The following is a 10,772-nucleotide window of genomic DNA, read 5'->3' on the forward strand; positions in this document are numbered from 1 at the left end:
CGTCACGGTGCGACGTTCCTATTTCGTAATGACTTGTCAGCGTTTGTTAAGAACTTCGGCCCCGCCCAGCCGATAGGTTCGAGATCATGATTGATGTGGTGCTGCCGTGCCTCGACGAGGCCGCCGCGCTGCCCGGTGTGCTTTCCGGACTGCCCTCAGGCTATCGCGCGATCGTGGCCGACAACGGCTCCACCGACGGCTCCGCCGACGTGGCTCGCGCGTTCGGCGCGCACGTCGTGCCGGTGCCGCAGCGGGGCTTCGGCGCCGCCGCCCACGCGGGGCTGCTGGCGGCGACCTCCGATGTGGTGTGCTTCGCCGACGCCGACGGTTCCTTCGACCTGCGCCAGCTGCCGCTGGTCGCCGGACCCGTCGCCGACGGCACCGCCGACCTGGTCCTGGGCCGCCGCCGGCCCGACCGCGCCGGTGCCTGGCCGGCACACGCCCGGCTGGCCAACGCCCTGCTCGCCTGGCGGCTGCGGATCCGCCTGGGCCTGCCCATCCACGACCTGGGCCCGATGCGCGCGGCCCGCCGCCAGGCACTGCTCGCCCTCGACCTGAAAGACCGCCGCTTCGGATACCCGTTGGAGATGATCGTCGCCGCGTCCCGCGCGGGCTGGACGGTCGCCGAGACCGACGTCCGCTACGCCCCACGGGCCGAGGGCACCCGGTCGAAGGTGACCGGCACGGTGCTGGGCACGGCCCGCGCCGTGCGGGACATGTCCAAGGTGCTGGCCCGGTGACCGCCCCGCAGCTGCTGCTCATCGCCAAGGCTCCGGTGCCGGGGCGGGTCAAGACCCGGCTGTGCCCGCCGTGCACCCCGGCGCAGGCCGCCGCCATCGCCGCGGCATCGCTGGCCGACACCGTCGACGTCCTCGACACCGGCCCCGCCTGCCGCCGGGTCATCGTCCTCGACGGCCGGTATCCCACCCCGGCCGGCTGGAGCGCAGTGCCGCAGCGCGGCGACGGCCTGGGCGAGCGCCTGGCCAACGCCTACGCCGACACCACGCTGCCCGGCACCCCCTCGGTGCTGGTCGGCATGGACACCCCGCAGCTGACCCGAGCGCACCTCACCGCGGCCGCCGGCACACTGACCGGCGCGGACGCGGTGCTCGGCCCGGCATCGGACGGCGGCTGGTGGCTGCTGGGCCTGAACGACCCCGCACACGCGGCGGTGCTCGCCGACGTGCCCATGTCCACGCCCGACACCGGTGCCCGCACGCTGGCGGCGCTGCGCCGACTCGGGCTGAGCGTCGCCCTCCTGGACACGCTGCGCGACGTCGACACGGCCGCCGACGCGCGCGCCGTGGCCGCGCTGCGCCCGCACGGCCGGTTCGCCGTGGCGGTCGCCGCCCAGGTTCCCCTCACCCTGGCAGCGCCGCTATGACCAGTGCACTGGTGGTGTACGCGGGGGCACTGCACCGCGCGGCCGGCGGCGGCGACCCGGGCCTGCACCTGACCGACCCGGCCGGGCGGCTGCTGCGCCGCCTGGACACCGCCGCCTGGCACGCCGAGCCCACCCGCGGCGACAGGGCCCTGCTGTCCCGCTGCACCGGCGCGACCCTCGACATCGGCTGCGGCCCCGGCCGCCTGGTCGCGGAACTGACCCGCCGCCGCGTCCCCGCGCTCGGCATCGACGTCAGCCCCACAGCGGTCCGGCTGGCCCGCAGCCGCGGCGCGAACGCGCTCGTCCACGACGTGTTCACCCCGCTGCCAGGCCGCCTGCCGTTCATGCACACGCTGCTGGTCGACGGCAACATCGGCATCGGCGGCGACCCCGCCCGGCTGCTGGGCCGATGCCGGGACCTGCTGGCCGCCGGCGGCACCGTCCTAGCCGAGGTCGACCCGCCCGGCACCCGCGGCTGGCGAGCGACCGTGGCGCTGACCGACCACCTGCGCACCAGCGACCCGTTCGCCTGGGCCGCCGTCAGCGCCGACGAGATCGCACCCCTGTCCGCCCAAGTCGGCCTGCGCCAGACCGACTCCTGGACCGCGGAGGGACGATGGTTCACCTGCCTGGCCCGCTGACCCGTCTGGATCCGGCCCGCCTGTCCCGGCTGTTCACCTCGCGGCTGCGCTCCCCGCAGCTGACCAGCCGCCTCGGGGTGCTGCTGGGTGCCGCGGTCGCGGTGTGCCTGCTGACCGGATACCTCAGTCACGCCATCCAGCACCCGCCGGCCTGGTTCTACTGGCCGTCGCGGCCGGTCAACCTCTACCGCGTCACCCAGGGGTTGCACGTGGCCACCGGCCTGGCGATCGTGCCGCTGCTGGCGGCCAAGCTGTGGTCGGTCTACCCGAAGCTGTTCCGCTGGCCGCCGTTTCGCGACGCCGTCCACGCCATCGAACGGCTCAGCCTGTTCCTGCTGGTGGCCGCGGCCCTGTTCCAGGTGACCACGGGCATCCTCAACATCGCCCTGTGGTACTCCCCGATGAGCTTCTTCTTCACCACCGCCCACTACTGGACCGCCTGGATCTTCGCCGGCTCGCTGCTGATCCACATCGGTGTCAAACTACCCATCGTCCGCCGGGCCCTGGCCGCACCGGCCCGGCCGGCACCGCCGACCGGCATGACCCGGCGCGGGCTGTTCGCCGCGGTCGGCGCCGCGGTCGCGGCCATCACCGTCGCCACCGTCGGGCAGACCCTGCGTCCTTTGGCCGGGCTGTCCGTCCTCGGCCCCCGCGACCCGCGCATCGGCCCGCAGGGCCTGCCCGTCAACCAGACCGCCGCCGCGGCCGGTGTCGCCGCCGCGGCCACCGACCCCGGCTACCGCCTGGAGGTCGCCGGCCCCGGCGGCACGTTGCGGCTGAGCCTGGCCGAGCTGGCCGCGTTGGCCCAGCACACCGCCCAGCTGCCGATCACCTGCGTCGAAGGATGGAGCGCCACCGCCACCTGGACCGGCGTGCCCATCCGCGACCTGGTCACCGCCGTGGGTGGGCACGACGGCCACAGCGTCCGGGTCACCTCCCTGCAGCAGAACAGCCTCTACCGCGTCTCGACGCTCCCGCCGCCGCACGCCGCCGACCCGCTCACCCTGCTCGCACTGCGCGTCAACGGGGAGCCGCTCGACCTCGACCACGGCTACCCGTGCCGGCTCATCGCCCCGAACCGGCCCGGCGTCCTGCAGACCAAGTGGGTCGCCCGGATCGAGGTGCTGCCGTGACCCGCACCGCCCGGCCGGCGGCGACCTCGTGGACCAGGCGGGTGCTCGTCGCCGTGGGCGTGCTCTGCGCCGGGTACGGCATCGTGGGGCTGCTCACCGACCCGAGCGTGTCGCTGCCGAACTACGCCCGCTACACGATCACGGTCCTGCTCGGCCACGACCTGCTGGTCATGCCCGCCGCCATCGTCGTCGGCGCGGTGCTGACCCGGTGGCTGCCCACCTGGGCCAAAGCCACCGTCCAGGGCGCGCTGCTGGTGACCGCCGCCGTCACCGTCGTCGCCCTGCCGCTGGTCCTCGGCTACGGCCGCAGGGCAGACGACCCGTCCGCTCTCCCCCGCGACTACCACCGCGGCTACCTGCTCTGCCTCGCCGTGATCTGGCTGGCCACCGCCGCCTTGCTGGTCTGGCGCGCCCGGCGCCGACCCACCGCACGAAACTCCGAGGAGCATTCATGACCATCACCGCTGACGTCGCCGTCATCGGCGGATCCGGCCTGTACAGCCTGCTCGACGGGGCCGAGGAGGTCGACGTCCGGACCCCGTACGGGCCGCCCTCGGACACGATCACCATGGGGCAGGTGGCCGGACGGGCGGTGGCGTTCCTGCCCCGGCACGGCCGCGACCACCGCCACCCGCCCCACCTCATCCCCTACCGCGCCAACCTGTGGGCGCTGCGCTCGCTGGGCGTGGGCCAGATCCTCGCACCCTGCGCCGTCGGCGGCCTGCGCCCCGACCTCGGCCCCGGCACGTTCGTGCTACCCGACCAGCTCATCGACCGCACCGGCGGACGCGAACGCACCTTCGTCGAGTCCGGCGCCGTACACGTCAACTTCGCCGACCCCTACTGCCCCACCGGCCGGGCCGCCGTCCGCGCCACCGCCGAGCGCTCCGGGATGGCCCTCGAACCGGACGGCGCCATGGTCGTCATCGACGGCCCCCGCTTCTCGACCCGCGCCGAGTCACGCTGGTACGCCGCCTGCGGCGGCACCGTCATCAACATGACCGGCGCCCCCGAAGCCGCCCTCGCCCGCGAACTGGCCCTGTGCTACACCACCATCGCGCTGGTGACCGACCACGACGCCGGTGTCGACGGCGACCACGGCGTCACCCAGGACGAGGTCTTCCGCGTCTTCAAGGACAACACCGAACGCATGCGGGCGCTCCTGTTGGCCGCCATCGCCGACCTGCCCAGCCGGCGAACGTGTCCCTGCCCGGCGGCCCTCGACGGCATGCAGCCCGGCTACGAACTGCCCTGACCGCAGGCACCCCTGCGGTCAGGGGCGCGGCGGGCGGCCGTACGGCGAAGCGCTGGGGCTGCCGGTCGCGGTCGGCGCGGGGCTGGGCGACGCGGTCGGCGTGGCGGACGGTTCTGGCTCGGTCGGCGTCGGGTCGGCGCAGTCCAGCGGGACCGCGTTGACGGCGTGGCGGACGAGATTGCCGTCGGGGCTGTCGCCGCCGGGACCCACCGCCAGCTCGTCGGCGACGACCTGGCCGATGACCGTGCCGCCCCCGAAGATGCCGAGCTCGGTGCGGGGTCCGAGGACCGTGCCGGGCAGGGTGCCCGCACCGTTCAGGACGACCGCGGCGCTGCCCGGGAAGTTCCACAGCAGGTACGGGGCCTCGGCCACGGAAGCGCCCAGGAACCTCGGCACCGCCCAGGTGAACTGGTCCTGGCCGACGGGGACGTCGACGTTGACGAGCAGAGTCGCCGACGCCGACGGCGGTCCGGAGAAGATGACCGTGGACAGGGCGCCCAGGTTGGGGGCGCTGATGTTCAGCACGTTGCCGCCACGGGACAGGTCGACGACCGCCAACGTGCCCGGTGGGATGCGGGCGGGCAGCGGCTTGCCGGTCAGGTCCGTCAGCCGCACCGTGTTCTGGCACTCGGCCATGTCGTGGGAGGCGCTCTGCAGGTGGGCGAACACCGTGGCGAAGTCGATGCCGGTGGCCCGGCCGATCGACTCGGCGCTCTGCCCCGCGCCGACGGTGACCACGGCCGGATAGCCGGCCCCCTGGCCGTGCGGCACGATCCGCGTCTGCTCGCCGGCGCTGTAGACGGACACGGCCGACGGTCGGCCGACCTTCGCGTACCCCGGTGGCGGCGGAGCCGGATGACCGCCTGACGGGACCGCGACCGTCAGCTCACCGCGGTTCGACGGCGGGAAGACCAGGCCCTGGCCGGCGACCAGCGCACTGGGCACGCTGTCACCGGGGGCGATGAAATCGCCCGGGGTGACGGAGGCGACCGGGAAGTCCCCGAACCACCGCACCGGGCCTCCGACTGCCAGCGGGCCCTCGATCTCGCCGGAGTCGAGCTGGACCAGGTCCCGCACGAACACGTTGAAGCCCAGCGCACCCTCGATGGTCCCCGACGGCGCGGCCGCGGTCGCCTCGGTCGTCGGGGGTGCCAGCAGCACCGCCAGGGCGGTCACCCCCAGGGTCGCCGACGCGACGGCAAGACGTAGTGATCTCCTGTCCACCCGGCGACGATAGCGTCAGTTGATGACCTTTTGATGTATTTAGCAGCATTGATTATTCTTCACGTTCAGGACCGGCGCGCGCGTTCGTGCCGGATGTCCGTGGACCCCGCACCTCGGCTCGGCCGGCCGCGGGGCCATAGATTTGCCGCATGCAGACTCCCCCCACCCGGTCGGCGACCGCAGACGACAGTCGACACCGCGCCCTAACGCCCGCAGCCCTATCGCCGAACGACGCCGGATGCCGCGCCGTCGCCGACGACGGGCAGGTGTTCGCCGGTGCGCAGGACTGACGCCGGACCGGCCGTCCTGGTCGGCCACCTCGGGTACGGGCTGGCGGCCGCCAAGGCCGCGATCGCGGTGCTGCCCGACGGCGAGCCACCCCGACGGGTCGAACTGCTCGCCGAAGACGGCACGCCGCAGCCACCCCTGACCGTGGGCCCGGTCCAGGCGGTGCCCGGCTGGACCGCCGGACCGTACGCACGCATCGACCTGCCGCCCGGCCTCGGATCCGGCGGCTACCGCGTCCGCATCCACGACGCCGCCGGCCGTGCCGCGACCTCCCACGCGTTCGAGATCGCCCCGGATCGGATCCAGCGCCAGACCATGTCGGACGTGCTCGCCTACTTCAAGGCGATGCGCTCCAGCGGCGAGATCGACCGCAAGGACCGCCACGCCGCCCTGTACGGCGACGACTCAGGCCGCACCGTAGACGCCCGCGGCGGCTGGCTGGACGCCAGCGGAGACACCAGCAAGTTCCTCAGCCACCTCACCTACACCCGGACCATGAGCCCGCAGCAGACCCCGCTGTGCGCCTGGGCGATGCTGGCCGCCCGCGACGCGCTCACCGAACACCACCCTGCGCTGCTGCGCTCGCTCGGCGCCCGGCTGCGCGACGAGGCGCTGTGGGGCGCCGACTTCCTGGTGCGCTTCCGCTCCCCCGACGGCTGCTTCTACACCGGCATCTTCGACGCCCTGACCAAACGCCTCGACGAGCGCGTGATCACCGCACCGCTGCCAGACTGCGTCCGCACCGACCGCTACCAGGCCGGCTACCGGCACGGCGGCGGCTTGGCCATCGCCGCACTCGCCCGCGCCGCCACCCTCGACGACGACGGCCACTTCAGCCGCGCGGACTACCTGCACGCGGCCCGGCAAGGGTTCGCCCACCTGCAAGAACAAAACCTCGACCACCTCCACGACAACACCGAGAACATCGTCGACGACTACTGCGCGCTGCTCGCCGCCGCCGAACTCACCGCCGTCGGGGCCGGCGACAGCGTCGTACGCGCAGCCGCCGAGCAACGCGCGGCGTCGCTGCTGGCCCGATACGTCCGCCCGACCGACCAAAGCCCCGGGTGGTTCCTCGCCGACGCGCAGCGACGGCCGTTCTTCCACGCCGTCGAGGCCGGGCTGCCCATGCTGGCGCTGCTGCGCTTCGCCCGGGTGCTGCCCGAAGCGCCACAGGCGGCGGCCGCCCGAGCCCTCGCGCTGGAAGCCACCCTGGACACCGTGCGGCGCAGCCACGCCGTGCCCAACCCGTTCGGCTACCCGCGCCAGCGCGTGCAACCCGCCGAAGCCGAACCCGCCGACGCCTTCTTCTTCCCCCACGCCAACGAGACCGGCTACTGGTGGCAGGGCGAGAACGCCACCATCGCCTCGCTCGCCGCCGCAGCGGCCACCTGCGCCCACCTCGACGAGGTCCCCGACGGCGTACGCGAGAGACTCGCCGCCTTCGCCGACGACCAGCTCGCCTGGATCACCGGCCGCAACCCGTTCGACGTCTCGATGGTCCAGGGCAGGGGACACAACAACGTCGACTACGAGACCGACTTCCCCAATCTGCCGGGCGGCATCGTCAACGGCATCACCGCAGGGTGGTCCGACGAGAAGGACATCGCCTTCCTACCGCCCGACGCCCCCGCGGGAGACTCCTGGCGCTGGGCCGAGCAATGGATCCCCCACGCGGGATGGTTCCTGCTCGCCGCTGCCTGCGCCCGCTGACCCGTCACCCATGCAACCCGGCTGGAGCAGCTGAACGAGCGGAACAGGCAGCGGCCTCCATCCGCCAAGAGACTTGCGGGTGGCGACGGCGTACACCACGACATCGCCACCCGCGCGGCCTTGCGCGACTACGACCGGCCTCTGTTCAACTCCCAGACGGATGTGCGCACTTGCCCCTACGCCGACAGCTGAGCAGGAGCCAGGCGATAAGGTTCCGTCTATGGACATGCTGAGGGGCGAGAAGATCGCCGAAGCCGGCCTTACCGACTGGCGCAAGCTCGGCCAGGGGCTGCATGCCCGCTACGTGGTCGGTGACTTCGGCACCGGCGCACGGTTCGTCGCCGCGGTGGGTGAGGCAGGCGACGCGCTCGGCCACCACCCGCGCGTGTCGATCGGCAACGGTCACGTCGACCTCAAGCTGATCACCGACGATGCCGTCTACCGCGACGACGAGGGCACCGAGCACGTCGTCGAATGGGTGACCCAGCAGGACATCGACCTTGCGCGGCGGATCACCGAGATCGCCGCCGACCACAAGATCGTCGCCGACCCGGCGTCGGTCAGCGTGATCGAGCTCGGCCTCGACACGGCGCGCTCCGCGACCATCGCCCCGGTGTGGGCCGCGCTGCTGACCGGGAGCATCGAGGCCCAGGGACGCGGATGCCTCGGCGACGACATCCGTGACGCCACGGGACGGGTACCGATCCTGTGGTTCGGGGACACCGACGAGCACGACACTCCGCGCCAGCGGTTCCACATCGAGGTCTACGTGGTGCCCGAGGTGGCCGGGCAACGGATCGCCGCCGCCGTCGCCGCGGGTGGAACCGTCGTCGACGACAGCAACGCGCCTTCGCTCACCGTGATAGCCGACCAGGACGGCAACAAGGGAATCGTGTGCGTCGACATGTCAGCGGCGAAGAAGCGGTGAACCGCCGGCACGGGTGACCTGCGGCCGGTGCGCTACGCAGGTCCGCCCGTCACTGGGCCAGGTAGCCGCCGTCGATGACCAGCTCGGTGCCCGTGACGAAGCTCGACTCGTCGCAGGCCAGGTAGAGGCAGCCGTAGGCGACCTCCGTCGGCAGACCCGGCCGTTTCATCGGCGTCTGGTCGATGACGAGCTTGTTCAGGTCCGGTGCCTGGGCCTGGGTCAGCGGGGTGTCGATGAAACCGGGATGGACCGAGTTGACCCGGATCCCCTCACCGACGTAGGTCATCGCCGCGTTCTTGGTCATGTTGCGCACCGCGCCCTTCGCCGCGTGGTACGAGAACGCTCCGGCGACCGCCGAGTTGCCCCAGATCGACGAGACGTTGACGATCGAGCCGGACCTGTTCTTCCGCATGATCCGCACCGCCTCGCGCATGCCGAGGAAGACGCCCGTCTGGTCCACCGCGACCATCTTCATCCAGTTCGTGACGTCCAACTCGTCGAGCGGTTCGTACGCGATGATGCCGGCGTTGTTGACCAACACGTCGAGGCGGCCGTGCTTCTTGACGATGTCCCCGACCACGCTCGCCCACTGGTCCTCGCTGGTGACGTCGAGCTGTACGGCCTCGACCCCCGCGGGGAAGGACCCCTGCGGCGGGGTGATGTCGCCCGAGATGACGGTCGCGCCCTCCTTGGCGAACAGTTCCACCACCGCATGGCCGATGCCCTTGGAACCGCCGGAGACCAGCGCGACCTTCCCCTGCAACCTCATTGCCCCGTCCTTCCGTCACAGCGGCTGGAACGCCGGTTGAACCCTGGACGTGGCAGCGTCCCCACCGCTGCCCGGTGAAAGCCTCTCGTCGGCAGCGGTGCCGGGTTCGTCGAGCGGGCCGCCACCGCGTCGAGCCACAGATCACGTTAGTGCCTTCGGGGGTCGCACCATCTCGGGATCGCCGGGAAAGTCGGGACGCCATCCGGGGCACCTCACCCATGCGTCCGGCGCTACGAACCCGTGGCCGAGTCCGCAGGCCTCGCCGCGGGCGGCGGCGGGAAGTATCTGCGCTGGATCAGGGCGACGACGGACTTAACCGCGATGAGTGCGGTCAGCAGCAGGGTGACCAGCCAGCTGACCACCTGCGGTGCGGAAAGTCGTTCGGCTGCCGCCCCTGCGATGCCCCGCCGCCATCGGGACGATGCGGGACGGGCGGCGACAGGCGGACGCCGAGTACCTCGCGGGCGATCATCTCGTCGCCGTGTTCCACCGAACTATATGCCGCGTCTGCCGCTGTCGCAGGAGAACCATCAGGTCGATACTGATGTGCTCCACGAATGCCACAGAATTCCCATTGAATTCTGGTCGATGAAAGTGGTTATCCGACAACACGGAATCGGGTCGCACTTCCGCCCTCCGTCCATTCCGCTCTCAGGCGATGACGACGGGCCAGGGCTTCGACCTGGCACGACCACCAGGTGCCACCGACCGATGCCGATCAGCTATCGATTGATAGATGTCCGTTGTTGTTATTCTGGGAGCGCTCCCGTAACATGTTCGACACCAATGTGAGCGATCACATTGCATCTATCGCAGGAGCGCATCCATCGGGAGTGTGCCAATGGCAAGATCGAGATCAATCCTGGTCAGCCTCGTGTCGGCCGGTGCGGCACTACTGGCGTCGGTAACGGTTCTCGTGGCGTTGCCGGCAGGCGCCGCGGCCGCGGGCTGCTCGGTGAACTATGCCGTTTCGTCGCAGTGGCCCGGCGGCTTCGGCGCCAACGTGTCGGTCACGAACCTGGGCGACCCGCTGACCAACTGGACGTTGACGTGGTCGTTCGGCGCCGGACAGACGGTGACGCAGGCGTGGAACACCTCGCTGACGCAGAGCGGCACAGCGGTGACCGCGAACAACGTGAGCTACAACGGTTCGGTGGCGACCAATGCCACGGTGTCGTTCGGCTTCAACGCATCGTGGACAGGCTCCAATCCGGTCCCGGCGAGCTTCGCCCTCAACGGCGTGACGTGCGCCGGCGGCGTGTCGCCGACGGGATCGCCGACCGCCTCGCCGACGACGTCGCCGAGCGCGAGGCCGTCTCCCACGATGTCCCCGTCGCCCTCACCGCCCGGCGGGTGCTCCCTGCCGTCGACCTACCGCTGGACGTCGACCGGCTCGCTGGCCAACCCGAAGTCGGGCTGGGTCTCGCTCAAGGACTT

Annotated in this window: 12 protein-coding genes; 9 read left to right on the forward strand and 3 right to left on the reverse strand. The window is 71.8% G+C overall.

Annotated features, from left to right (window positions below):
* Nucleotides 1-86: 86 nt before the first annotated feature.
* Genes AB0B35_RS40700 through AB0B35_RS40725 form a run of 6 tightly spaced genes read left to right on the forward strand, consistent with a single transcriptional unit; the run spans nt 87 to nt 4,413 of the window.
* Nucleotides 87-740: a glycosyltransferase family 2 protein gene (locus AB0B35_RS40700; protein WP_361056845.1), complete on the forward strand. Its 654-nt coding sequence runs from the start codon at nt 87-89 to the stop codon at nt 738-740.
* Nucleotides 737-1,384 (forward strand): TIGR04282 family arsenosugar biosynthesis glycosyltransferase, encoded by a 648-nt coding sequence (locus AB0B35_RS40705; protein WP_361056848.1) that lies wholly within the window; start codon nt 737-739, stop codon nt 1,382-1,384. The genes AB0B35_RS40700 and AB0B35_RS40705 overlap by 4 nt, the downstream gene beginning before the upstream one ends.
* Nucleotides 1,381-2,025, forward strand: coding sequence for a class I SAM-dependent methyltransferase (locus AB0B35_RS40710; protein WP_361056851.1), 645 nt, complete (start codon nt 1,381-1,383; stop codon nt 2,023-2,025). The genes AB0B35_RS40705 and AB0B35_RS40710 overlap by 4 nt, the downstream gene beginning before the upstream one ends.
* The gene (locus tag AB0B35_RS40715; RefSeq protein WP_361056853.1) at nt 2,001-3,158 is read left to right on the forward strand and encodes a molybdopterin-dependent oxidoreductase; all 1,158 of its coding nucleotides are present in this window, start codon (nt 2,001-2,003) and stop codon (nt 3,156-3,158) included. The genes AB0B35_RS40710 and AB0B35_RS40715 overlap by 25 nt, the downstream gene beginning before the upstream one ends.
* Complete coding sequence (locus AB0B35_RS40720) at nt 3,155-3,613, forward strand: hypothetical protein (RefSeq protein WP_361056856.1); 459 nt, start codon at nt 3,155-3,157, stop codon at nt 3,611-3,613. The genes AB0B35_RS40715 and AB0B35_RS40720 overlap by 4 nt, the downstream gene beginning before the upstream one ends.
* A complete protein-coding gene (locus tag AB0B35_RS40725) occupies nt 3,610-4,413 on the forward strand; it encodes an S-methyl-5'-thioadenosine phosphorylase (RefSeq protein ID WP_361056859.1) in 804 nt (267 codons plus the stop codon). The genes AB0B35_RS40720 and AB0B35_RS40725 overlap by 4 nt, the downstream gene beginning before the upstream one ends.
* Before the next feature lie 18 nt (nt 4,414-4,431).
* Here AB0B35_RS40725 and AB0B35_RS40730 read toward each other — a convergent pair whose 3' ends face one another.
* Entirely contained in the window at nt 4,432-5,637 is a 1,206-nt protein-coding gene (locus AB0B35_RS40730) for a collagen-binding domain-containing protein (RefSeq protein WP_361056862.1), read from the reverse strand.
* A 276-nt stretch (nt 5,638-5,913) separates the two neighbouring features.
* Between AB0B35_RS40730 and AB0B35_RS40735 the strand changes: the two genes are divergently transcribed.
* Together AB0B35_RS40735 and AB0B35_RS40740 are read left to right on the forward strand one after the other, a co-directional pair.
* Nucleotides 5,914-7,638 (forward strand): glycoside hydrolase family 9 protein, encoded by a 1,725-nt coding sequence (locus tag AB0B35_RS40735; protein WP_361056865.1) that lies wholly within the window; start codon nt 5,914-5,916, stop codon nt 7,636-7,638.
* A 220-nt stretch (nt 7,639-7,858) separates the two neighbouring features.
* Nucleotides 7,859-8,566, forward strand: a complete 708-nt coding sequence (locus AB0B35_RS40740) for a VOC family protein (protein WP_361056868.1) — start codon at nt 7,859-7,861, stop codon at nt 8,564-8,566.
* Nucleotides 8,567-8,615: 49 nt separating this feature from the next.
* Here the strand turns inward: AB0B35_RS40740 and AB0B35_RS40745 are convergent, their stop codons facing one another.
* Nucleotides 8,616-9,335: an SDR family oxidoreductase gene (locus tag AB0B35_RS40745; protein WP_360541424.1), complete on the reverse strand. Its 720-nt coding sequence runs from the start codon at nt 9,333-9,335 to the stop codon at nt 8,616-8,618.
* A gap of 230 nt (nt 9,336-9,565) precedes the next feature.
* A complete protein-coding gene (locus AB0B35_RS40750; RefSeq protein ID WP_361056871.1) occupies nt 9,566-9,697 on the reverse strand; it encodes a hypothetical protein in 132 nt (43 codons plus the stop codon).
* Nucleotides 9,698-10,176: 479 nt separating this feature from the next.
* On the opposite strand from AB0B35_RS40750, the gene AB0B35_RS40755 reads away from it, so the two are divergent.
* On the forward strand, nt 10,177-10,772 hold a 596-nt coding region (locus AB0B35_RS40755), incomplete at its 3' end, for a non-reducing end alpha-L-arabinofuranosidase family hydrolase (protein ID WP_361056873.1).

This window comes from Catellatospora sp. NPDC049133 (genome assembly GCF_040648455.1).
In the GTDB taxonomy this organism is placed as follows: domain Bacteria; phylum Actinomycetota; class Actinomycetes; order Mycobacteriales; family Micromonosporaceae; genus Catellatospora; species Catellatospora aurea.